22 protein-coding genes and 1 tRNA gene are annotated in these 24,409 nt (G+C 54.5%); 8 read left to right on the top strand and 15 right to left on the bottom strand.

Features of this window, described 5'->3' with window-relative positions; translation table 11 throughout:
- Positions 1–69: 69 nt before the first annotated feature.
- Positions 70–675: a DUF924 family protein gene (locus ACUN9X_RS12830; protein ID WP_445473340.1), complete on the bottom strand. Its 606-nt coding sequence runs from the start codon at positions 673–675 to the stop codon at positions 70–72.
- Positions 676–857: 182 nt separating this feature from the next.
- Here ACUN9X_RS12830 and ACUN9X_RS12825 point away from each other — a divergent pair, with 182 nt between their 5' ends.
- The 4 genes from ACUN9X_RS12825 (at position 858) to ACUN9X_RS12810 (ending at position 3,029) form a co-directional block, all read left to right on the top strand.
- Positions 858–1,223 carry a sirohydrochlorin chelatase gene (locus tag ACUN9X_RS12825; RefSeq protein ID WP_445473339.1) on the top strand — a complete coding sequence of 122 codons (366 nt, stop codon included), beginning with the start codon at positions 858–860 and terminating at the stop codon, positions 1,221–1,223.
- A 53-nt stretch (positions 1,224–1,276) separates the two neighbouring features.
- A complete protein-coding gene (locus tag ACUN9X_RS12820; RefSeq protein WP_445473338.1) occupies positions 1,277–2,176 on the top strand; it encodes a TIGR01777 family oxidoreductase in 900 nt (299 codons plus the stop codon).
- Positions 2,177–2,286: 110 nt separating this feature from the next.
- Complete coding sequence (locus ACUN9X_RS12815; protein WP_445473337.1) at positions 2,287–2,859, top strand: hypothetical protein; 573 nt, start codon at positions 2,287–2,289, stop codon at positions 2,857–2,859.
- A gap of 94 nt (positions 2,860–2,953) precedes the next feature.
- Positions 2,954–3,029 (top strand) — tRNA-Glu (locus ACUN9X_RS12810).
- Positions 3,030–3,145: 116 nt separating this feature from the next.
- On the opposite strand, the gene ald is transcribed toward ACUN9X_RS12810, so the two are convergent.
- Positions 3,146–4,273, bottom strand: coding sequence for an alanine dehydrogenase (ald, locus tag ACUN9X_RS12805; RefSeq protein WP_445473474.1), 1,128 nt, complete (start codon positions 4,271–4,273; stop codon positions 3,146–3,148).
- A 222-nt stretch (positions 4,274–4,495) separates the two neighbouring features.
- Here ald and ACUN9X_RS12800 point away from each other — a divergent pair, with 222 nt between their 5' ends.
- The 3 genes from ACUN9X_RS12800 to pta all read left to right on the top strand — a co-directional run bounded on the left by ACUN9X_RS12800 (position 4,496) and on the right by pta (position 10,367).
- Complete coding sequence (locus tag ACUN9X_RS12800; protein ID WP_445473336.1) at positions 4,496–6,913, top strand: EAL domain-containing protein; 2,418 nt, start codon at positions 4,496–4,498, stop codon at positions 6,911–6,913.
- 68 nt (positions 6,914–6,981) lie between these two features.
- Positions 6,982–8,187 (top strand): acetate/propionate family kinase, encoded by a 1,206-nt coding sequence (locus tag ACUN9X_RS12795; RefSeq protein ID WP_445473335.1) that lies wholly within the window; start codon positions 6,982–6,984, stop codon positions 8,185–8,187.
- Positions 8,188–8,204: 17 nt separating this feature from the next.
- Positions 8,205–10,367, top strand: coding sequence for a phosphate acetyltransferase (pta, locus tag ACUN9X_RS12790; protein WP_445473334.1), 2,163 nt, complete (start codon positions 8,205–8,207; stop codon positions 10,365–10,367).
- An 84-nt stretch (positions 10,368–10,451) separates the two neighbouring features.
- Here the strand turns inward: pta and der are convergent, their stop codons facing one another.
- From der to trmJ, 13 genes are all read right to left on the bottom strand, one after another.
- Complete coding sequence (gene der, locus ACUN9X_RS12785; RefSeq protein ID WP_260037683.1) at positions 10,452–11,870, bottom strand: ribosome biogenesis GTPase Der; 1,419 nt, start codon at positions 11,868–11,870, stop codon at positions 10,452–10,454.
- Between the two features lie 73 nt (positions 11,871–11,943).
- Entirely contained in the window at positions 11,944–13,107 is a 1,164-nt protein-coding gene (bamB, locus tag ACUN9X_RS12780; protein WP_445473333.1) for an outer membrane protein assembly factor BamB, read from the bottom strand.
- A complete protein-coding gene (locus ACUN9X_RS12775) occupies positions 13,107–13,757 on the bottom strand; it encodes a YfgM family protein (RefSeq protein ID WP_260037686.1) in 651 nt (216 codons plus the stop codon). Before ACUN9X_RS12775 ends, bamB begins: the two co-directional genes overlap by 1 nt.
- A gap of 32 nt (positions 13,758–13,789) precedes the next feature.
- Positions 13,790–15,040, bottom strand: a complete 1,251-nt coding sequence (gene hisS / locus ACUN9X_RS12770; protein ID WP_445473473.1) for a histidine--tRNA ligase — start codon at positions 15,038–15,040, stop codon at positions 13,790–13,792.
- 150 nt (positions 15,041–15,190) lie between these two features.
- Positions 15,191–16,309, bottom strand: a complete 1,119-nt coding sequence (gene ispG, locus ACUN9X_RS12765; protein WP_260037689.1) for a flavodoxin-dependent (E)-4-hydroxy-3-methylbut-2-enyl-diphosphate synthase — start codon at positions 16,307–16,309, stop codon at positions 15,191–15,193.
- A gap of 26 nt (positions 16,310–16,335) precedes the next feature.
- Entirely contained in the window at positions 16,336–17,388 is a 1,053-nt protein-coding gene (locus ACUN9X_RS12760) for a RodZ domain-containing protein (protein ID WP_445473332.1), read from the bottom strand.
- Positions 17,378–18,184 (bottom strand): type IV pilus biogenesis/stability protein PilW, encoded by an 807-nt coding sequence (gene pilW / locus ACUN9X_RS12755; RefSeq protein WP_260037692.1) that lies wholly within the window; start codon positions 18,182–18,184, stop codon positions 17,378–17,380. Before pilW ends, ACUN9X_RS12760 begins: the two co-directional genes overlap by 11 nt.
- Before the next feature lie 30 nt (positions 18,185–18,214).
- The gene (gene rlmN, locus ACUN9X_RS12750) at positions 18,215–19,327 is read right to left on the bottom strand and encodes a 23S rRNA (adenine(2503)-C(2))-methyltransferase RlmN (protein ID WP_260037694.1); all 1,113 of its coding nucleotides are present in this window, start codon (positions 19,325–19,327) and stop codon (positions 18,215–18,217) included.
- Between the two features lie 66 nt (positions 19,328–19,393).
- Positions 19,394–19,822: a nucleoside-diphosphate kinase gene (gene ndk, locus ACUN9X_RS12745; protein WP_260037695.1), complete on the bottom strand. Its 429-nt coding sequence runs from the start codon at positions 19,820–19,822 to the stop codon at positions 19,394–19,396.
- Positions 19,823–19,896: 74 nt separating this feature from the next.
- Positions 19,897–21,066, bottom strand: a complete 1,170-nt coding sequence (locus ACUN9X_RS12740; RefSeq protein WP_445473331.1) for an IscS subfamily cysteine desulfurase — start codon at positions 21,064–21,066, stop codon at positions 19,897–19,899.
- 75 nt (positions 21,067–21,141) lie between these two features.
- Positions 21,142–21,627, bottom strand: coding sequence for a Fe-S cluster assembly transcriptional regulator IscR (gene iscR, locus ACUN9X_RS12735; RefSeq protein WP_260037699.1), 486 nt, complete (start codon positions 21,625–21,627; stop codon positions 21,142–21,144).
- A gap of 109 nt (positions 21,628–21,736) precedes the next feature.
- Positions 21,737–22,513: a serine O-acetyltransferase gene (gene cysE, locus ACUN9X_RS12730; protein ID WP_260037701.1), complete on the bottom strand. Its 777-nt coding sequence runs from the start codon at positions 22,511–22,513 to the stop codon at positions 21,737–21,739.
- A 3-nt stretch (positions 22,514–22,516) separates the two neighbouring features.
- Positions 22,517–23,335, bottom strand: coding sequence for a tRNA (cytosine(32)/uridine(32)-2'-O)-methyltransferase TrmJ (gene trmJ, locus ACUN9X_RS12725; RefSeq protein ID WP_445473330.1), 819 nt, complete (start codon positions 23,333–23,335; stop codon positions 22,517–22,519).
- Between the two features lie 191 nt (positions 23,336–23,526).
- On the opposite strand from trmJ, the gene ACUN9X_RS12720 reads away from it, so the two are divergent.
- A complete protein-coding gene (locus ACUN9X_RS12720; RefSeq protein WP_260037703.1) occupies positions 23,527–24,327 on the top strand; it encodes an inositol monophosphatase family protein in 801 nt (266 codons plus the stop codon).
- The last annotated feature ends 82 nt before the right edge of the window (positions 24,328–24,409 follow it).

The following is a 24,409-nucleotide window of genomic DNA, read 5'->3' as shown; positions in this document are numbered from 1 at the left end:
GCCAAATCGAAGCAGCGAAAATCGTGACAGACGTCTACAGAGCGGCCGCAAAATCACAGCAACTCACTGCTACTGCCCATATCGCTTTGCACCGCCCTCAAGGTATCGCGTTTCGTCTTCTGTATTTTGGCGCCCGAGAACTTTGTTGCGATGAGGAAAGCGCCCAAACTGCTCAATGACGTCCCGATGCTCTTTTGCGGACCGGAAAAATGACAGGATGAGCTCCCGCTCCCGGCCCTGGGTCGAGGCCACCAGTTGCTCATAAAAGCCGACGCCTTTCTGTTGATCTTCAAACCTTTCGGAGTGCTGCAACGGCATATAGAAAAACGCCCGCTCAATGGGCTTCAGCATGACATCAAGGCCCTTTTCAAGCCCTTCCTTGCACAGGCGTCGCGCGAGGCGATCATTATCAAACGCCAGTGCCAACCCGCGATTGATATTTCGGGTGAATTGATCAAGCAGGATAAGTTCAGCGAGGGCCGACTCCGGCCGGTCCCGCCATCCGTCAAGCCCGTCTTCGGAGGCAACCAGCGCCAAAGACAGGAACCGGCGCCGGATCTCCCAGTCAAACGACCGACTGGATTTAAACCAGCGCGCCCGATGAAAGTTGTCCGGCAGGTTATCGCTATCCAATTCGCCAAACCAGAACGCGAGCACATCGTGCCATCCGAGCATAGCCACTCCTCTATCTGTGTTCCCCGGCCGCGCGATCTTCAGCATCAAAGCAAGCTTGCCTCGCTATACACTCTCAAGTCGGCCGTTGATAAAAATCCCTGAACTTTTAATTGGGCTTATTCGGCATACTATACGTAATTCGATATGAAAACGTGCCAACCAGACTCAGGAGCCCTTCACCAATGAGCAGTCATCGCGTACTGCTGCTTGCTCACGGCAGCAGCGACCCCAAGTGGTGCGAAACATTTGAGGCACTCGCACGCCCAAGCCTCGACGCAATCCCCGAAGCCGCTATCGCCTATATGGAACTGAGCGAACCGTCACTGGCCAGTGAAATTGCACGTGCTTCACGCGACGGCATTGAAAAGGTGACGGTACTACCTCTCTTTCTCGCCGCTGGCCGGCACCTTCGCAAGGACGTTCCGGAAATGTTGGAGCAATTATCAGCGCGTCACGGCGTCATCACAGAATTAGCCGCACCCATAGGGGAACACCCTTTACTTGCGGAATCGATCAGCCACATAGCAAAAGAACGCTTAAAAATTTAGATAATTTCAGCTATTTATAAAGATGTAATGACAAAGCACTTCAGGAGATATTAATGAAGAGCATATTGATAACAGGCGGCACCGGGTTTATCGGGCAGCAACTCTGCCCTGACCTGCTATCAAAAGGCTATGAGCTTACGGTGCTCAGTCGCCAGTCAAACGCCGACGTGCGCTCTATCTGTGGCAGAGTAACCCCCATTCATTCGACCGACGAGGTTCCCGGACTCGACACGATAGATGCCGTTATCAATCTCGCAGGTGAAGGCATCGCTGCGTCACGGTGGACAAAAGGCCGCAAAGAGAAACTCATGGATAGCCGGGTCGCGCTCACCCGTTCGCTCGTTGACGCGCTCAAAATGCGTACTCAAAAACCTGAAGTCTTCATATCAGGAAGTGCAGTGGGATATTACGGCAGCCAGGACAGCGCCACGATTACCGAGAATGCCGCCCCCAACCAACGGGACTTTACCCACAGACTCTGTTCCGAGTGGGAGAAAGCGGCACTTCCCGCCGAGGAGTTCGGCGCCCGGGTATGTTTTTCCAGGACAGGCATCGTGGTCGGCAAGAACGGCGGCTTTCTCTCGCGAATGACACCGCCGTTCCGGCTGGGCCTTGGGGGCAGGCTTGGCGACGGCAGTCAGTACATGCCCTGGGTTCATCGGGACGATGTTGTACGGGCACTTTGCTGGATGCTTGAAACCCCCACCGCATCCGGCCCATACAATGTCGTGAGCCCCTGCGCTGTTACCAACGATGATTTTACCAGCGCACTCGGTAGAACCCTCGGCAGGCCCACGCTAATACCTGTACCGGCATTCGTGCTCAAACTGGGCCTCGGCGAAATGGCGACGTTATTGCTTGAGGGCCAAAACGCCAAACCCGCCCGGTTACAGGCAGAGGGATTTGACTTTCATTACTCCGATCTCGACAGCGCCTTGAAGGCATCACTTTAGATACCCCTTTCAGTTCCGGGATGCCGAGTCGGTTTGGGGATTTGCGCACAACGGACACACATGGGCTTTGTTAAGCTTAGTTTCTCAATTTCAGCCTAATGACATGCTCGATGGTCCGACTCGCCTCAATCGCTCGCTTTTACCTGATGCTGGCAACGCTGACACCTGCTTTGGCGGCAGCTGATACGACATCAGAGCAAAGTTTTGAAACCTGCAGCATGATTACCAGTGAATATGTGACGGTTTTACAGCTTGTCGCCAAGGGGTTCAGCAAGTCCCAGCTCACCGAAAGCCTGCCGGGGCTGAGCCCAGCTGCAGAAAAAAGGGTGACGACGTTGTTCGACGCTGCAACAGCCAGCAAAAGCGCGCTGGTTGACACCTTTTCTGCCGTTAACGCCGAGTATGCAAAATGTAGCAAACGCGTTTACGACCGATCCGGACGCCCACCGCCTGCAAGTCGGGAATCGCATTTTTACTTCTGCGCAGGTGAAAACAAGCTCAGATATGAAGTCTTGATATCAGCCACTCTCGACGCACCGATATCCAAGGTGTTGCCGCAATTGCCCGCTACCCGCGAACCTATCGCCCGAGCGATTTACGACCTCTATCACTCTGACGGGGTGACCGCCGCATTTGATGCCATCGGGGACGAATTGAAGTACTGCCTGAATGGCCAAGGCTGATTTTGCTCATTTTTTTTGAAAAACTATTTGACACAGTGGCAACCCTTAAATACTATACGCGCCACCTCGACGAGGTAAGCGTTTAACGCGCTGCGTCCCCTTCGTCTAGTGGCCTAGGACTCCGCCCTTTCACGGCGGCAACAGGGGTTCGAACCCCCTAGGGGACGCCACTTTTTTTCTCGTCAGGTAATAGCAACACGGAATCAAATCACTTGATTCCGAAAGATCCCGGAACCGGCTATCGTATCGCCGAGCCTCGCCAGACCCCGCTGGTTCACTCCAAACCCTAGCTTATTTTTCCCAGCATTCTTTCAGGTGCAAGATATTCAAGCCCTTGAGCTGTCGCGACACCCTCGCACGTCAACTTCCCTTGTGCCACATTCAGTCCTGACATAAACCCTCTATCTTGTTCCAGTGCGCGTTTCGCACCGTGATCTGCAAGCCGGATAATATAAGGCAACGTTGCATTGGTCAGCGCCTGTGTCGACGTCCGAGCCACACCACCCGGCATATTCGCAACACAATAATGCACAACACCCTCAACGATATAGGTGGGGTCATCATGTGTTGTGGGTCTTGAGGTTTCAGCACAGCCACCCTGATCAATTGCGACATCAACCAACGCAGAGCCCGTGGGCATGATTGACAGGAGGTCACGAGTAATCAACCGCGGCGCAGATGCTCCGGGAACCAGTACAGCCCCCACCACAAGATCTGCCTCAGACAAAACGGCTTCAATCGCATCCTGTGTCGAATACAGCGTGGCTATGCTGCCGCGATAGTGTTGATCCAGATCCCTCAACACGGCGACTGAACGATCCAGCACGGTAACATTTGCCCCCAGACCAACCGCCAACTGGGCAGCATTGCGTCCGACTACTCCACCACCGATAATCACGACGTTCCCAGGGTAGACACCCGGAACCCCCGAAAGCAGCACGCCCCGCCCACCTTTGACCTTCTCCAGCGCCTGAGCACCGGCCTGAATCGCCAGCCGGCCTGCAACCTCTGACATAGGCGCCAGCAACGGCAGATTGCCCCGCCCATCTGTCACCGTTTCATAAGCGATGCAGGTCGCACCGCTGGCAAGAAGATCATGGGTCTGATCCCTATCCGGAGCCAGATGCAGATAGGCAAACAACGTATGGTGCGGCTGAAGCAGTTTTCGCTCTGCTGCGAGCGGCTCCTTTACCTTGATCAGCAAAGTTGCTTCCGAAAAGACTGAAGCGGCATCGCTCGCTATTCGGGCGCCGGCTTTCAGATACTGCTCATCCTCGTAACCGGAGCCGATACCCGCCGATGCCTCAACCACAACCGTATGGCCATGCTCGGTAAGTTCACGGGTACCGGCGGGCGTCAATCCGACCCGGTATTCGTGGGTTTTGGTTTCCTTGAGCACCCCAACTACCGTCATCATGTCACTCCTTCCAACGGATCCATGTAAGGCCAGTATAGAAAACTCTCTCCAGTTCACCTCATACCGGAAAAAATTTGCGCGATGTGTCCTATTTTTTGACGTGCCCAAAGCGCTCGCCACCATCTACTGCTATATTGCCTAAAAGGCTGAATTGTTCATATTTTTGGCTGGGACACGGGTTTTTGGCCAATATTCAAGGGCTCCTGAAAGCGCTTCAACATGACCAAGCTGTCAACACGTTTAAGTCAGTTCAGATCCAGCTCACCGTTATCATTCCGGTTGCTCGCGTATATTCTGCTTTTCAGCTCACTCTTTACGCTTGCGGCATCGGCTATCCAGATCTATTCGGATTTCCGCCGGGATGTATCGCTGGTTGACGAACGAATGTCGGTGATCGAGACCAGTTACTCCAGCAGCCTGTCCCGAAGCCTTTGGGCGCTTGATCAAAAACTGCTTCAGGTTCAGATGGAAGGCATTCTCAGCCTGCCTGATATTGTTCACTTGAGACTGAAGATCTTTCCCGACTCTGAAGTGATCATGGGCAATATACCTCGCCAGACGTCCACCAAAACCCGCACCTTCCCGCTCAATTACCGGGGCGACGAAGTCTACGAACTGGGAACACTGACGATTACAGCCAGTCTTGAGGATATTTTTCGTGACCTGCGCCGAAAGATCATCGTCATATTGACGGTTCAGTTCTTCAAAACTTTCTTCATTTCTGTCCTTATCATCCTAATATTCCAACACTTTGTTGCTCGACATCTGTCGACAATGGCCAGCTATGCCAGACGCTTTTCGCTTCAGAACCTGGAAGAACCCCTTTCGCTGGACCGCCCCGATACACCGGCCAATCGCAGGGATGAGCTGTCGCAGGTAACAGAGGCGTTTAATCAAATGCGGGAGCGCCTCAACGACGACGTCAGGCAACAAAAGGACGACGCATCCGAGATTCAGAAGCTTTCAATGGCAATAGAGCAAAGCCCGTCATCGGTATTGATCTGCGACCGGCACTGGCACATCGAATTTGCCAACCACAAGTTTTTTCAGCTGACCGGTTTCAATAGTGAAGAGATAAAAGGCAAGCATCCGGGCATGCTGACCAGCGATTCGTTCTCCCAAAGGGAGAACCAGCAACTCTGGCAGAACATTCGACTGCAGGTGCAGCGTGTAGGTGTCTGGCAGGGTGAGATAAACAGCGCTCGACGCAGTGGTGAAAGGTTCTGGGAGCAGGTCATTGTTACGCCTATCAAGGATAGCAAGGGCAGCCCCACTCACTTCCTGATCCTCGGGGAAGACATCAGTATCCGTAAGCGCTATGAGCAACAACTCCTGCGCCAGGCTAACTACGACGTGCTGACCGGGCTCCCCAACCGCATGCTGGCGCTGGACCGACTGAAACTGGCGCTCGCTCAGGCCCGCCGCGAAGAAACGCTGGTTGGCGTGATGTTTCTGGATCTGGACAACTTCAAGCACATTAACGACACCATGGGCCACGAAGCCGGCGACAACCTGCTTATTGAGGCATCTCGCCGCATATCCAGTTGCCTGCGGGGCACCAGCACTGTTGCGAGGCTGGGCGGAGACGAGTTCCTCGTTATCCTTCCGGGGCTAAAAGATCCACTCTCTACCGAGCAGGTCGCTGAACGTATTCTGCAAACCTTCACACCGCCGTTTCAGCTGGGCCCACAGGAAGTCTTTGTCAGCACCAGCATAGGCATTGCCATTTACCCTACCGACTCGGACAACAGCAGCTCCCTGTTGCAGAATGCCGATGCCGCGATGTATCAGGCCAAACGCCAGGGCAAAAGCGCTTTCGTGCGATACGCACCGAAAATGAAGGATGTCTCCCATGAACGCCTGCAGATCGAATCCAGGCTACGCCGGGCCCTCGAACTGGATGAATTTGAACTCCACTTTCAGCCCATCGTCGAAACTGATAGCGGACGGCTGATAGGCGCTGAAGCGCTAATCCGCTGGAACAACCCCTCGATGGGAATGGTAATGCCGGACAAGTTTATCCCGCTCGCCGAGGAGACGGGCCTCATTATTCCCATTGGTGAGTGGGTGATCGGTGAGGCCTGCGCAGCCGCCTGGGAGTGGAAGCAGGCAACGTCCCTCTCACTCTCAATTGCAGTCAACGTATCCCCTCGTCAGTTCAGGGACCCCGGGTTCGTGGACATCGTCAAACAGGCGCTGGACACACATAACCTGAGTCCCGATTGTCTGGAACTGGAAATAACCGAACACCTCATTCTGGACAACACGATCGAGACAGCAGACATTCTCCAGCAACTCGATGCCATGGGCGTTCGGCTGTCAGTCGACGACTTTGGAACCGGCTACTCTGCGCTGAGTTACCTCAAAAGCTACCCGTTCGATACGCTTAAAATCGATAAGTCCTTTATCCGCGATATCATGATCGAGGAAGGCGACGCAGCCTTGGTCAAGGCGATCATCAATATGGCGCACAGCCTCAGCCTTGAAGTGATCGCCGAAGGCGTCGAAGAATCCGATCAAAGTCTGTTCCTGAAAGAGCACCATTGCGACTACTCTCAGGGCTACTTTTACAACAGACCGGTCTCAAACGCTGATTTTCTCGAGTGGATCAGGGTCAATCATCTGGAACAACACTAGAGTCTCGCAGACACTCGGCGGTACACTGACGCTCCTGAAACAACCACACCAACAAGGAACGTTAAGGGATGGCGAAAAGCACTCTCGTTGTTAACTGTGGCAGTTCGTCACTCAAGCTTGCCGTATTGTCAGAAGACTTCGAACATCAGGCTCAGGTGCTTGTTGAACGGCTCGACACCGATCATCCCTCCGCCTCGGCAAGAATCGACGGCAAGCGTGAATCCGTCACGCTTGAGCCAAACAGCGATTACGCTGACGCCCTTGCCACGGTTGTGCGTTTACTCGAATCAAAAGATGTACTGACGGGTGACCCGCTCGTCATAGGCCACAGGGTCGTCCACGGTGGCGAGAACTTTTCCTCTGCAACGGTGATCGACGAAGCCGTCATTGGAGCCATCACTGCATGTAATGATCTTGCCCCCCTGCACAATCCAATCAACCTGATCGGTATCGAGGCGACACGCAAACTCTACCCTGATGTTCCTCAGGTCGCCGTGTTTGACACCGCTTTCCATCAGACTCTCCCGTCTTACGCTTACCTCTACGCCCTTCCCCGGCGTTGTTATCAGGACTGGGGTGTTCGGCGCTACGGTTTTCATGGCACCAGTCACGCCTATATGCTCAAACAACTCGGTGAACGGCTCGACAAGCCCGCCAATGCGCTGTCACTGATCTCGGCGCATCTGGGAAATGGATGCTCAATTACCGCCATAGAAAAGGGTCAAAGCCGTGATACCAGCATGGGCCTTACCCCGCTTGAGGGTCTGGTGATGGGAACCCGCAGTGGTGATGTTGATCCCGGTCTGTTTGATTTCCTGCAACAAAAAGGACTCTCCCGGGATAGCATTTCACGCATGCTGAATCGCGAAAGCGGGCTGCTCGGCCTGTCTGGTAAAACCAATGACATGCGCGCGATCGTCGAAGCCAGGGACGCCGGTAGCGCAACTGCGCGAGATGCCATCGATGTGTTCTGCTTTCGCCTCGCGCGCTACATCGGCGCCATGATGGCATCACTGAGCCGAATTGACGGGCTTGTCTTCACCGGCGGTATTGGCGAAAACAGCGCCACGATACGCGAGCAGACCGTTGCCCACCTGCAGCTGCTCGGGTTTACCATCGATCAGAACAGGAACGCCCAAAACGGTCGCCAGAGTAGCGGGCGAATTGATTCCGGCAACGGCCATGCAATTTACGTCATCCCTACTGACGAAGAGAGCATGATTGCCCGAGAAGCAGTTGACGCAGCCTATCCAGACACGCCAAAAAATCACTGACAGGACACTCTCGCGCCATGGCCAAGAACCTCTTTATTGCCCCAACCGACCTCGACTCGGGCCTGACCTCTGTCTGCCTTGGTCTCGTTCGGGCACTGGACCATGTCGGCGTTCGCGTCGGGTTCTATAAGCCGGTCAGTCAGCCACCGTCCTCTTCAGAAATCGGCGAAACTGTCGAAGAAGACCGTTCGGTCGCTTTCCTTCGCGCCCGCACCGAACTCAATCCGCCAAGCCCGCTCAGCCTCAAGCACGCCCAGAGTCTGATCAACAAAGGCCATTCCGAAACCCTGATGGAAGACCTGATCGGCCACTACGAACAAGCGGCCAAGGATGTCGATGTCGTGATCGTGGAAGGTCTGGTTCCGGATCGCAGTGAGGCCTACACAGCGCGCCTCAATGTCGAAATTGCCCGCAACCTCAATGCGGAGGTCATTCTGGTCAGCGCCCCGGGCAAACGTAATCCCGAAGAACTCAATGAATGGCTGGATTTCTCTGCCCGGCTGTTTGCTGCGCCCAAAGACCCCAATGTCATCGGCGTTATTCTCAACAAGGTGGGAGCACCTGAGCGAACAGGTCTCACGACACACGCGCTCGCCCCCGAGACAGGACAAGCAACGGATTTTGCGGACCAGTGTGACATTTTCAGGAATGGCCATTTGCGCCTTCTGGGCTGCATTCCCTGGCAACCAGAGTTGCTGGCGCCCCGCATGTCAGACGTGGCAAAAGCCGTGAATGCCAAAGTGCTGCACGCCGGCCAGATAGACCAGCGCCGAGTTCAGCGGATCAGCGTCTGTGCCCGTACGATACCGAACATGGTGGAAACACTGCTTCCCGGCACGCTGCTGGTAACGCCGGGCGACCGGGATGACATTGCGGTTATAGCGGCGTTGACCGCGCTCAACGGCGTTCCTCTGGCAGGCCTGATACTCACGGGCGACTTAACACCGGATGAGCGCACGCTGAAGGCCTGCGCAGGCGCGTTGAAAACCGGGTTGCCGGTATTGCAGGTTTCATCCAACACCTACGACAGTGCCTACCAACTCGCCCACGTCCCCATTGAAGTGCCCGTTGATGACGTCGACCGGATCGAAAAGGTGATGGAATCTGTCGCCAGTGCAATTGATACCGAATGGCTGCAAAAACACCTGAGCATCCAACGGGAGCGTCGACTATCGCCGCCGGCATTTCGTTATGGTCTATCGCAGCAGGCTCGCGAAGCCAAACGGCGCATCGTATTGCCTGAAGGCAACGAGCCGCGCACGGTTCAGGCAGCCATCATGTGCCAGGAGCGGGGCCTCGCCCGGTGCGTACTGATTGGTAAGCGAGACGAGATCGAGAACATTGCCCGAGCCCAGGGGCTGGAGCTCCCAGACGATCTCGAAGTTATCGATCCGGATGAGGTTCGCGGCAACTACATCGAGCCCATGGTGAAGCTGCGCAAGCACAAGGGACTGGCGCCGGATATGGCAGAAGCACAACTGGAAGACAATGTGGTGCTCGCCACTATGATGGTGGCCCTCGACGAAGTTGATGGACTGGTGTCCGGTGCGGTTCATACCACGGCCAACACCGTTCGCCCTGCACTGCAGCTGATCAAGACCCATGAAGCGGCAAAGGTCGTGTCATCCGTGTTTTTTATGTGTTTGCCTGAGCAGGTCCTGGTCTACGGTGATTGCGCCATCAACCCCGATCCCAATGCCGATGAGCTGGCAGACATCGCAATTCAGAGCGCCGACTCTGCAGCAACTTTCGGCATCACCCCGCGTATCGCCATGATCAGTTACAGCACGGGCAAATCCGGTTCTGGCTCCGATGTAGAGAAAGTGCGAAAAGCCACAGCACTGGCACAGGAGCGCAGGCCTGATCTGATGATTGACGGACCATTGCAGTACGACGCTGCAGCAATCGAAAGCGTCGCCAGGAGCAAAGCTCCTGATAGCCCGGTGGCGGGCAAGGCAACCGTTTTCATATTCCCTGACCTGAATACCGGCAACACAACCTATAAGGCCGTGCAGCGTAGCGCCAATGTCATCAGCATCGGCCCCATGCTTCAGGGCTTGCGGAAGCCGGTCAATGACCTGTCTCGCGGCGCGATGGTTGAAGATATTGTCTTCACTATCGCCCTGACTGCGGTTCAGGCCAAGCAAACCCAGGATGCGAAAGCGGCTGAATCCGACTGATCGAGCCGGCACTTGGGATTCCACGCAATAAAAAAGGGGCCGCCGAAAACAATTCGAGGGCCCCTTTTCCGAGAGCAGTTGCGCTTATCTCGCTTTTTTGTACTTCTCTTTCTTTTTCGCTTTCTTTGCGTGCCGGATGAGACGGTCTTTTTTAACTTTCTGCCGCGGGGTCAGACGATTGACGTTCCCCGCAAACGGGTTCTCACCGGATCGGAATTCAAATCGGATCGGCGCGCCACGTACTTTCAGCACCTTGCGGAATATATTTTCCAGATAGCGCTTGTAGGCGTTTGGCAATTTATCCGTCTGATTCCCATGGACCACCACTACCGGCGGATTCGAGCCCCCCTGATGCGCATACCGAAGTTTGATTCGACGCCCGTTTACCAAAGGTGGCTGATGCTGAACCAGCGCGTCTTCGAGAATAGTCGTCAGGTGGTTGGTCGGCCACTTGGCCATCGTCGACTCATAGCTCTCAGCAACTGAGTCGTACATCACACCAACGCCAGACCCGTGCAGCGCTGAAATAAAGTGCTTGTCGGCATAGTCAAGAAACTCGAGACGACGAGCCAATTGCTCCTTAACACGAGCCCGCTCATCGCCATCCATGCCGTCCCACTTATTGACAGCAATGACCAGTGCACGGCCGGCATCAAGCACGAAACCAATCAGGTGCAGATCCTGATCGACCAGACCTTCCCTTGCGTCGATCACCAGAATAACGACGTGAGAGTCTTCTATGGCTTTCAGTGTTTTGATAATCGAGAATTTTTCGACTGTTTCCTTCACGCTTTTGCGTCGTCGAACGCCCGCTGTGTCGATCAGCGTGTACTCCTGGCCCTGGCGTTCGTAAGGAATGTAGATACTGTCGCGAGTGGTTCCGGGCATATCATAGACAACGACCCGCTCTTCACCCAGCATGCGGTTTACAAGCGTTGACTTGCCTACGTTCGGGCGCCCGACGATACCGATGCGAATACCGGGATACTTTTCAGCGTGATCAACTTCACCCTCATCAACAGCGGGCAACAACAGCTCGAGCATCGAGCGAACGCCGCGATTGTGAGAGGCCGCAATCTGGTATATCGACTCAAAACCCAGTTGATAAAAATCAGCTGTCGCGACATCAGGGTCCTGGCCGTCAGTTTTGTTCACCACCAGGTGGGCTGACTTGCCTGAGCGACGCAGATGAGCGGCAATCATCTCATCACCAGCCGTCAAACCAGCGCGACCATCAACGAGGAACAGTACAATATCCGCTTCTTCGATCGCGAGCATTGACTGGCTCGCCATCTTGGCATCAATCCCCTGCTCGTTTCCCGTGATCCCTCCAGTGTCAATGACAATAAAGCGCTGACCCTCGAAGTTTCCCTCACCGTATTTACGGTCGCGGGTAAGACCAGAGAAATCAGCAACAAGCGCGTCCCGCGAGCGTGTCATCTGGTTGAACAAAGTGGATTTGCCAACATTTGGCCGCCCCACCAGAGCAATTACAGGAGTCATATAGAGTTCGTCAGTCAGAAAATGGGGGACGACATCGCCAGGCGAGATCGAACGCTGTTGCTTGGCAACGCGCTCAATCTTCCTCTTGTAGACGGTAAGCCACGAGTCGGCCGCTATTACCGTAAATATAAATCATGTCGTCATCTAATAGCATAGGTACTCGCAACCCATCGTCGTCAATTTCCCGCTGCCCCTGAAGAGACCCGTCGAGCTGAGACAGGATATGCACGTACCCTTCGAAGTCACCCGTGATCAAATAACCATCAACCGCAAGCAGGGAGGTCGTCTGGCGCCATTTGAGCTTGTCCTGGGTCCAGAGCTCCTTGCGGTTGAACAGACTATAGGCACTGATAACACCGTCAGAACCGGAGATATAAATATTGCCATAGCCCAGAGTTGGTGACTGGAAACTGCTGGCGTTTCTGCTCCAGAGCTCCTGCCCGCTACGGGCATCAACGGCTGCCATTTTACCCTGGTAACCGACAACGTAGACCACGCCATCTTTGAGCACTGGTGTACCATCAACATCAACCAGACGCTCGAGCTCGGTTCTACCCGCGGGTTCACCGACGGCATACTGCCACACCGGTTGACCGGTTTCCGTCAGTAGCGCAAAGACCTGACCACTGGCAAAAGCCAGCAAGGTAGTCTCTGAGCCCACCGTCGGCGTTGCATTGCCGCGGAAACTCAGCACTGGAATGACACCGTCATACTGCCAACGCTTTTCACCGGTCTGTGCATCAAAAGCAAGTGCCTTCCCATCAATCGTCTGGGCAACAACAGTGCTGCCATTCGATTGAGGTGGCGCGAGAATTTCGCTGGGCAAAGACACAGACCACTGCTCGGAGCCATCTTCACGGGACAAACCGAGCAATTCACCCGCACGGGTGGACACATACAGCCGGTCGTCGTCCGCCCCTACGCCTGCGAGAATGCTGCGGTCGAGGTCTCTCTCCCACTTCTCATCGCCTGTTTTGGGATCAACGGCAACCAGCTCACCATCCTCTGAGACAGCAAACAGTACGCCATTGGATATGACGGGTTGAAGGAACAGGAGTTGATCATTGTCCCCGTCACCTATGGACATATCCCAGACTTCATCAAGCCATACCGTACTCTCAATTTCCGGTAACGGAGATGGCTCCTCAAACGTGTCGTTTGAGCTACAGCCAGCCAGAGTCCCTACCGCGATCAGTCCGATCAGCCAGTTTCTGGCGGATTGCAGGCCTGGAGTCATCAGGCGTCCTCCCCGATGGCCATATCGGCCATTTTGAGTTCAAGAATTGGATTTCGTGCATCGCCGGCTGCATCACGAGCAACGGTGTAGGCTTCACGCGCACCCTCGATGTCACCCTGAGAACGAAGAATGTCACCTTCCAGCTCAGCGTAAAGAGCAGCATATTCGCCGGGCTCATCTACACTACGCAGAGTGCTCAGTGCCGCGTCAGCGTCGCCTGCAGCGAACTCGGCCTGCGCCTGGCGCTGGGTAATCAGCGTTACCAGCGGCCCTTTGGCGGCATGGGATTTGGCCCACTTCAGCGTCTCGACTGCAGCTTTGGCATCATCCTGCTGAGAAAACTGGTGTGCTGCCAGAATAAGAGAGCCATACACGGCGTAGGCGCTGCTGTCGAACTCATCTTGCAGCTCTTTGGTAACAAAGGTAATGGTCTTTTCTTTTTCTTCGCCGTCAGGCTGGCTGACGGCGGTAATCAGTTGCTGGAACTTGGCACCGGCAGCGCTCTGCTGCTCTTCCTGATGGTTTTCCCAGGCTTGCCAGCCAAATACAATAGCCAGTGCAGCGCCAATCCCGATAAGCAGCGAACTGCCGTTTCTTTTCCACCAGTCTTTGATCGCTGCAATTTGTTCTTCTTCAGTACGCAGTTCCACGCTCTAACACTCCCGTAAAATCGATAGCTGGTTTAATTCAGTAAGGTTTTGAGTTCTTCCGCAAGCGCGTCCTGTGGGATGCTGCGTTGTTCTTCTTCGGTGCGCAACGGCTTGAGGCTCACTGTACCTGAACTTACCTCATTGTCGCCGAGAATCAGCGCATACCGGGCACCACTGCGATCCGCCTTTTTCATCTGGCTTTTGAAACTGCCGGCACCGCAATGACTCACAATCGTTCGCTCGGTCAGTGCATCACGCAGGTCTTCGGACACTTTCAGTGCCGCAGCCTCACCTGCCTCGCCCATCCCCATCACGTAGATATCAGCACCCGCACCCACAGTCCCGGGCACCAGATCCAGTGTTTCAAGCATCAAGATCAAACGCTCGACGCCCATCGCAAACCCCACGCCTTTGGTCGGTTTGCCACCCAGCTGCTCGACCAAACCATCATATCGGCCGCCGGCACACACGGTGCCCTGCGCACCTAAACTCTCGGTGACCCATTCAAAGACGGTTTTGCCATAATAATCGAGACCACGCACCAGCCTCGGATTCACAACATACTCAATGCCCGCCAGATCCAGACGGGCTTTCAGACCTGCGAAATGGTTCCTGGAGTCATCATCAAGAAAATCTTCAAGGCTCGGGGCATCGTCCAGAAGCTTCTGGGTATCCACTGATTTGGAATCCAGAATACGCAGCGGGTTGGTCTCGAGACGCCGGCGACTGTCTTCATCCAGCTCTTCACGGAAACCCGAAAGATAATCGACCAGTGCTTCCCGGTAGGCTTTACGGGATTCCGCACTGCCAATCGAGTTGATCTCCAGCCGAACATGCGGCATGAGCCCCAGAGCACGCCACAGACGCGCCAGCATGATCAGAAGCTCAGCATCGATATCAGGACCATCCATCCCGAAGCACTCGACACCAATCTGGTGGAACTGGCGATAACGCCCTTTTTGAGGACGCTCATAACGAAACATCGGGCCGGCGTACCACAGCTTTTGGGTCTGATTGAATAACAGGCCATGCTCTTCAGCGGCCCGCACACAACCGGCCGTACCCTCCGGGCGCAATGTCAGGCTTTCGCCGTTGCGATCCTCAAAGGTGTACATTTCCTTTTCGACGATATCGGTCACTTCACCAATCGAACGCTTGAACAGGTGTGTCTGTTCGAGCAACGGCATCCGGATTTCCTGGTAGCCGTAACCACTGAGAACCCGCCCGACCGTACGTTCAAGGTACTGCCAGACAGGCGTCTGATCAGGCAGGATATCGTTCATCCCACGAATTGCTTTAATCTTTGCCAAGGTGTATTTCCTGGTCAGGTTTCAAATCACGCCATCCTCTGAAGGCGACAGCCTGATTACTTCAACAAGGAGAATCAACAGATATCGACGGCCCGAAATCAGTTCTCGCTGGTCAAATCAGGCTCAGTCGTGCGTGCGGACAATAATGGCGTCTTCCTGTTCCTTGCGGCGCTTCACTTCCGTTCGAATCAGGTTTTCAAGATTATCAACGAGGTTTTCGTTATCCAGCTTGTGATCCGGGGCGCCGGCCATATACAGCAGATTACGCGGCGAACCACCCGTCAAACCAATATCGGCCTCTTTGGCTTCACCCGGCCCGTTTACCACACAGCCGATGATTGCCACATCCAGAGCGGTCTGCACATCCTCAAGGCGACCTTCAAGATCATTCATGGTCTGAATAACGTCGAAGTTCTGTCGCGAGCAGCTGGGGCACGCAATAAAATTAATGCCTCTGGAACGCAAGCGCAGGCTTTTGAGAATGTCGTAGCCGACCTTTATTTCCTGCACAGGATCGGCCGCCAGAGAAACCCGAATGGTGTCGCCAATACCGTCCATCAGCAGCATGCCCAGCCCGATCGACGATTTGACCGTGCCGGATCGCAAACCACCCGCTTCGGTAATACCCAGATGCAGAGGCTGCTCTATCTGTGAAGCAATCTGCCGGTATGCCGCAACTGTCATGAACACTTCCGAGGCTTTCAGGCTCACCTTGAAATCCTGGAAATTGTGGCGATCAAGGATGTCGATATGACGCATGGCGGATTCGACAAGAGCTTCCGGAGTCGGCTCGCCATATTTGCGCTGAAGATCCTTTTCCAGCGAACCGGCATTGACGCCGATCCGGATCGGGATGTTTTTATCTTTGGCCGCATCAATGACTGCCCGCACCCTATCTTCACGCCCAATGTTGCCCGGGTTGATGCGAAGGCAGTCAACACCGTACTCGGCGACCTTGAGAGCAATGCGGTAATCAAAGTGGATATCGGCTACCAGTGGCACGGAAACCCGTGGTCTTATGCGGGAAAAAGCCTCCGCTGCGTCCATGCTTGGTACCGAGACCCGCACGATATCAGCGCCCGCTTCCTGAAGAGCTTCGATTTGCGCAACGGTAGCGTCAACATCACAGGTTTCGGTGTTCGTCATGCTCTGGACGGCAATCGGAGCATCGCCTCCCACAGGCACGTTACCCACGAAAATCTGGCGGCTTTTACGGCGTTTAATCGGTGATTCGTGTTTCATACAATCCTGGAATGATTTCTGAAAGCTCAGTTACCCAACGTCAGCGAGACGCGGTTATTGGACGTCGGATAGCGTGAAAGATCAACAGCTTCACTGTTAAAGTTCAGTGAGACAGCATCAGCAGCGCCCAGTACAACCGTAAAGGGTGCCGGGCCTTCATAGCGCAGGGTATCACCATCGCGTTTCAACACAGAGACAACGGTTCGCCCCTCACCATTTTTAACCGACACCCAACAATCAGCTGAGAAGCTTGCTGTAATGACAGATGCGCCGGCTGTGGCGGGCGATTCGGTATTTTCCGGCACGCTCGCCTGTTCGTCTGATGCTGTCGAAGGTGGCGCGACTGCGGCTTCAACCGGGCTTTCATCCGCCGGTTCAGTCAAAGCACTCTCGGCGGCGCTTGACTCAAAAGAATCACTTTCAGATTCGCCTGCTTCAACGGAGGCGTCCGAAGCGTCAAACGACATGTCCGACTCTTCGTCTGCAGCAGATGTCAGTATGCCGTCGGATTCAAATTCTGAGGTGTCGCTTTCTGCGGAGGGTTCAGCGGTATCCATCATACCCGCCTCTGAATCCTCAGCGGGCGCCGATTGCAAACTTTGCGGAGCTTCTCCTGACTCAGAAGCGGAGCCATTACCCAACAGCGTCCCCAGCGGTACAAATCGAGATGCGAGAAATGCTGCTGCAGCCAGCACCACAACAAGCAGCACCCATCGTGCTATGCGGCGCTTTCTGCGCTTTTTCTGAGCAATATTTTCGAGTGGATTCGATTTCTGTGCTTCGACAGCCTTAACGCGAATCGGCTCCAGTTCGTGATCCAGACGATTGATCAGGTCAGATGCGTCCAGCCCCAGCTGCTCTGCATAAGCCCGAACATAGCCTTTGAGAAACAACTCACTGCCGATTTGCGAGTAGCGCCCCTCTTCAATGGCATCAATTATGGACGGGCGCAGATGCTGATGCTCAGCAACCTCCGCTACAGAAAGTCCTTTCGCTTCCCGTGCCTCACGAAGCTCACGACCAACGTCCCCGGCTAATTCAGGGACTTCTGGTGACTGCCCGCCGTCTTCATTTGTCATTTGAAATCAGGGCCCTGTACTGTTTGAGTTCTTCTGATTCTGGGTACTGGTTGCGCAGAAGTAAAGCCAGGCTCGCTTCACGATGCTTGTCACCGTAATAGTGAGCAAGGCGGATTCCGGTATAAAGACTCTCGGGAGAATGCTGCATCTGCGGATTATCATTGATCATCCTCTGCAGACGATTATAGAACGCCGAAGCCTCGGTATACTGCTGCTTGTTTACCAGCGCAGTGGACACTGCAAGAAGATAGCTTGCATTACCCCGTGACAGCTCTACTGCCCGATAGTAGCTCTGCAATGCATCATCGTCTTTGCCCATGGCTTGCTGGGTTCGGCCGAGATTATAAAAGATCGACCCACGATCCTCGTACTCGGTATCTTTGGACGCTGTCTCGAACTGTTCGCTGGCGTCTTTGAACTTGCCCTGGCTGTAGAGAAAGGCGCCGTAATAGATCCTGCCACGGGTGTAGCTGCCATCGCTACGCAACGCCTTTTTGAAGTAGTCGTCTGCAAGCTCTGGCTCGCCTTCCGACTGGTAAATCAGCCCCATTGCGGAGAGAGCCCCAGCGCTCTGGGGATTAATTTCAAGTGCACGCTTCAGATGATCGCGCGCCCGGTCGTAATTTCCCTGTCCGAGATAGGCTGTGCCCAGACGGACATAGTTCTTCTCAGCCTTCTCTTTATCGGCCTCTTTGGCAAAAGGACTGTCAGTTGTCGTCACGCAACCGGAAAGCGCAAGCAATCCAGCCAGAGCAAGCAACCTGAAAAAACGAATTCTACGGCCGTATGCATTCACTCCAGGGAAATCCTTATGGTGACAAATTGATTATGGGGAAACCTGATGAACCGCAATATGGCGCTGACTTCTGCGCGTGCGATCCTCGAATTTGCCGACAAGTTGGCCGCATGCCGCATCGATATCGTCGCCACGGGTTGTTCTGACAGTTGTGACAAATCCACCTTCATTGAGGATGGACTGGAAACGGCGGGTCGCCTGAATCTTCGGGCGTTTGAAATCACTTTCCGGGAACGGATTAAACGGGATCAGGTTAATCTTGCATGGCAAGTCCTTGAGCACCCGGACGAGCTCATGGGCATGTTCAAGCTTGTCGTTAACGCCGGCGATGACGGTGTATTCGATTGTCGCCTTGCGCTTATCCGGCAGACGGGCAAGATAACGACGGGTGGCCGCCAACAACTCGGCTATCGGATACTTCTTGTTGATTGGCACCAGCTCGTTACGCAATTCGTCATTAGGCGCATGCAACGAAATGGCGATGGACACATCCGTAACCTCCCCCAGACGATCGAGCGCGGGTACGACGCCTGAAGTACTGAGCGTTACCCGGCGCTTGGATATGCCATAGGCCAGATCTTCCATCATCAGGTTCATGGCGTCGACAACATTGTCGAAGTTGAGCAACGGCTCACCCATTCCCATCATGACAACATTGGTGATCGGCCGGTCGGCTTTCTGATCGAAAGGCATAAACGCGCGGCGGGCAACCCAGACCTGGCCGATAATTTCAGCCGCCGACAGGTTACGGTTAAAGCCCCGCTTTCCTGTGGAGCAGAAGGTGCAGTCAAGGCTGCAACCGATCTGGGATGACACGCACAAGGTGCCACGCTGGCCATCGGGAATCAGCACGGTTTCGACGCTGTTGCCGCTATCCATGCGCATGATCCACTTGCGAGTACCGTCTTTGGAGGTTTCATCGAGCACGACCTCCGGCCCACGAATCTCCGCGACCTCTGCCAGTTTCTCGCGCAATACCCGACTGACGTTAGTCATTTGATCGAAGTCATCAACGCCATGCTGATGAATCCATTGAAGCATTTGGGTGGCACGGAATTTCTTCTCACCCATGGACTCAAAAAACGCCTCCATTTTGGCCTTGGGCAGGCCCAGCAAATTTACTTTTTCAGAAGGCGCCGTCATTGCAATAACCTCGATCAAATAACCATGTCGGGACCGGGTGCCCGCAGGCGCCCGGTCCGGCAGAAATCAACCCCGTGGGCAGATCTCGTTATCATTAAAGAAATAAGCGATTTCACGCTCAGCTGATTCAGCAGAATCAGAACCGTGAACAGCGTTGGCATCGATTGAAGATGCGAAGTCAGCACGGATAGTGCCGGCAGCTGCTTCTTTCGGGTTGGTAGCGCCCATCAGATCACGGTTTTTCAGGATGGCGCCTTCGCCTTCCAGAGCCTGAACCACAACAGGACCAGACGTCATGAACGCGACCAGATCGCCGAAGAAAGGACGTTCTTTGTGCTCGGCGTAGAAGCCTTCTGCCTGCTCCTGAGTCAGGTGCATCATTTTTGACGCAACAATGCTCAGACCGGCTTTTTCGAAACGGCTGTAGATTTCGCCGATTACGTTCTTGGCAACGGCATCCGGCTTGATAATAGAGAGCGTACGCTCGATAGACATGCTATATCTCCAGTTAATGTTCAGGTGAAGGTGAAAAACTAATCGGCGATTATACGCACGAAGCCGGCCACTGCCTACCGGGCACCCATTCTCGCTTGCTGAATGTCCCGAAGACGGGTGAAAACGGAGGTGATTTCGCTTACTGCAAAATCGATCTCTTCGATCGTTGAAAATCGCCCGAAAGAAAATCGGAGTGCGCTGTGGGCAAGTGCGTCCCCCACCCCCAAGGCCCGCAGCACATAAGAGGGCTCCATAGAGGCGGAAGCACACGCTGAGCCGGATGATACCGCAAGATCACGCAGGCCCAGCATTAACGATTCGCCGTCGATACCGCTGAAACTGATATTGACAATGCCCGGCACCGTGAGTTCCTGGTGCCCGTTAAAGAAAATCCCGTCCAATCCGGACAATCCCGAGATAAAACGGCTACGAAGCGCCCCAAGGAGAGCCATTTCTTCGTCTAGCTCTTCCGCTGCAATCCGAAAGGCCTCTCCCATCCCGACCGCCTGGTGGGTGGCGAGTGTACCGGATCGCATACCACGCTCATGACCACCGCCGTGAATCAGCGGATCGATTTTGACTGCCGGATCCCGACGCACATACAACGCACCAACGCCTTTGGGTCCATATACCTTGTGCCCCGACAAAGACACCAAATCCACTTCCACTTTCGAAAGGTCTATTGGCAGCTTGCCCGCCGCTTGCGCGCCATCGACGTGAAAAGTAATGCCTCGACTCCGCAGCATCTGACCGATAGCAGGCACATCATTGATCACGCCCAATTCATTATTGACCCACATCAGACTCACAAGGAATGTATCGTCGGTGAGCGCTTCCGTTACTTGCTCAAGAGAAATCACCCCTTTCGCATCGGGCTGAAGATAGGTTACGCGGTAACCTTGGGTTTCAAGCCATTCGCAGGTGTCCAGTACAGCTTTATGCTCAATTCTCGATGTGACGATATGCCCGCCGGGGTGCCGCAAAGCGCATCCGGTAATCGCCAGGTTGTCGGACTCAGTTGCGCCGGAGGTCCACACGATTTCCCGAGGATCACAGGCAATCAGGTCTGCAACCTGCCTACGAGCGCCCTCTACGGCGGCCTCGGCCTGCCAGCCATAACCGTGTGTTCGTGATGCCGGATTACCGAAAACCCCGTCCAGCGTCAGGCAGTCAGCCATCTTCGCGGCTACCCGAGGATCAACTGGTGTAGTGGCTGCGTAATCGAGATATACAGGCTTTTTCATGGATGATCGGCGCTTTTCTGTGGTTTTCTGAAACGGTTACTGCTTTTGGAGACCGGAGCAAATAACGCCAGTGTGTTAGACAGGATCGCCTTCCATCAGTCGCTCGGTATTGATGGCATCCGCCTGACGTTCGTTCTGGCGACTCGCTACAATCTGGATCTCGCGCTTGCGCATCAAATCGGCCAGACTGATTTGACTCAGGAACGTATGAATTTGATCACTTAGATCTGACCAAAGGTGATGCGTCAGGCACTTTTCACCGTTCTGGCAATCACCTTTATTATTGCACCGGGTGGTATCGAGCGATTCATTAACCGCATCAACGACTTCGGAAATAAAGACCTGCTCATGCGAGCGGCCCAACTGGTAGCCGCCGCCAGGTCCGCGCACGCTCACAACAAGCGCGTGCCTGCGAAGCTTGGCGAAAAGCTGTTCCAGATAAGATAGAGAGATATCCTGACGTTGGGAGATGTCCGCCAGACTGACGGGCCCATCGCCACCATGCAACGCAAGATCAAGCATTGCCGTGACTGCATAGCGCCCCTTGGTGGTCAGTCGCATTGATCGCTGCCTCTAGAGGTCAAGAAGAGTACGAAATTGACTTGGAAGTATGAATTGACCCACTAAAACAGTCAAGTATTCAACCCCAGGGCGAACCGCTCGAAAAAGATCAGACTTCGCGGTTCTCGTCCCTCACACAATCAAAGTCTTCCTCATCGATTGGCGGCATTGCACCGTTGCGATATTCCTTGTCTACCCGCTGAAGCGCCTTGCACATGGTTTCGATCCGGTCATCCACCACATGCATGTGATCCAGCAGGCTGCGCATGGCGCGCGCTACCGGATCGGGCATTTCTTCCGATACGCCGTAAGCGTCGAACCCCATGCGTCGCTCCATATCGCGCCGTTTCGCTTCATCGCTATCATTGGTATCGCGTTTGATGATGACCCGCCCAGGAATCCCGACTACCGTCGCATCAGCCGGAACAGCCTTGGTGACGACGGAATTGGACCCCACTTTGGCCCGGTCGCCTACCTCGAAAGGTCCCAGAATTTTGGCACCGGCACCGACCACGACACCATTTCCCAGCGTGGGATGGCGCTTGCCCTTGTTCCAGCTCGTACCGCCCAGCGTAACGCCCTGATAAAGCGTAACATCATCGCCAATAACCGTTGTTTCACCAATCACCACCCCCATACCGTGATCAATGAAAAACCGTCGACCAATCACTGCACCGGGATGTATTTCTATCCCGGTAAACCAGCGAGCCAATGTGGAGATCGTGCGGGCCAGCCATTTAAAGCCCCGCACCCATAAGCTATGGGCGAACCGATAGAAGAGTAATGCGTGCAACCCGGGATAATTGGTTAAAACCTCGAACGTATTGCGCGCCGCCGGGTCCCGATGAAATACACTGCTGATATCTTCACGTAGACGTTCAAACATAAATCAGCCCTGGTCCTGCCCTGCTTTTGTCTGCCCTTGCGGCGCCCCGGCACTCTTCTGAACAGCTGAAAGAACGCCTCGTAAAATATTGATTTCCATCTTATCCATGCGCGCTCTCTGGAACAATCTCCGAAGGCGACTCATGAGCTGCCGGGGATTTTCCCGGCGGTGGAATTCGATGTCGACCAGCACCTGCTCCAGGTGACCGAAAAAGCCTTCCACCTCACCCACGGTGGCTGCCTGCATATCCCAGCCGGGATCACCCGGGGCAAGCATTGGCTGCAGCGCTGTCCGCTCACCTTCAGCCTCCAGTGCTTCGAGTTGCTTGATCCGCAATTCATAGCAGACAACCTGAACCGCCATGGCGAGATTGAGCGAACTGTAGTCGGGGTTCGAGGGAATATGAATGTGGTAGTGACACCGCTGCAGCTCATCATTACTGAGGCCGTGATTTTCACGCCCGAAAATCAACGCAACCTCGCCTTTGAAGGCTTCTTCGTTTACTTTTTCAGCGCAGGCTGAGGGCGACATAATAGGCCAAGGCACCTTTCGCCCTCGAGCGCTGGTCCCCATCACCGTAATACAACCCGCAAGAGCTTCGTCCAGGCTGTCAACGACCTGCGCCCGATCAAGCACATCAGAGGCGCCAGCGGCCCTTGCATAGGACGTTTCATCAGGAAAGGATGCAGGATTCACCAGCCAAAGATTCCCCAGGCCCATATTCTTCATCCCCCGCGCGACAGCCCCGATGTTGCCGGAATGGGATGTTTCGACCAGTACGATGCGAACGTTGTCGTAAGGATTGGCGGGGGTAGCACTCATGCAATCAAGCCTCGGGTATATCAAATCGTCAGGGCGCGACATGATATCAGATGTTAATCCCGGTTGAGCGCCCAAGACGCTAATTAACCGGGTAATCCCCTATTACTCCAGTCCGCAAAAAACATATAAGCCAGCAAGGCGATTTGATATGATACGCAACCTTTGTACACAGCCAGGTGACAGATAGTTCCATGCAACCAGCGATCAAGATGGCCCTGCGCATAGCGCGCCAGGGTTCAGAGTTTCTAAAAGCCCATTTCGAACGCCAGGACCCTGCGGTTCAGGACTTCGGAGAAGCCCGTGAACAGCTGGCGAATGTTGAGGCCTCCATATCCGCCAATTTCACGGAACAGCTGCAGAAAGCCTACAAGGATCACTATATTGCGCCGACCGGCGACATTGAAGCCGACGGCCACGATGCCAGCTGGCACGTATTTCCGGTTATCGGTAGTGAGAATTTTGTGCGCGGCATTCCCGAATTTGTCACTGCACTGGTTCAGAAAAAGCAGAACCGCGCTGAGCACCTGTTGCTGATCAACCCTGTCACCGGTGAAGAGTATTCAGTCAGCCGCGGTCATGGCGCAGCACTGAACAGCCGCCGGATCCGCATGGGGGGCGCACGCCTCATCGCTGAAGCCCGTCTGACAACCAACGTGCTGAACTTTACGCGCGAAGGTGACAATCCTTTGGTTTGGGGTGAGCTGATCACCACACTGGCTTCAGAATCGACCGACGTACAAACCAGCCGCTGCGCACTACTCGACATTGCACGCGTAAGTGCGGGCCACCTGGATGCAGCCGTGCTATTCAAACCTGACAGTGTCACACAGTCGCTGGGTTTGTTGTTGGCACACGAGAGTGGCGGGCTTTCCGGCGACTTCTCTGGCAACCCCTCCAGCCAGGAAAGCCGTCAGCTTGTCATTGCCAACCCAAAGCTGTTCAAAGACATACTGAAGTCGCTCCATAGCTTCCGGGGCCGTTTGCCACGATAAATAACTGGCAACTCCCCTCTCCGGAGGAAGCACAAAAAAAGCCCCGCAAATGCGGGGCTTTTTTATGACGGGCGGAACAACG

Source organism: Marinobacter sp. V032, assembly GCF_052645435.1.
The sequence above is the reverse complement of the archived record's forward strand: the minus strand, read 5'-3'. Positions and strand labels throughout refer to the sequence as shown.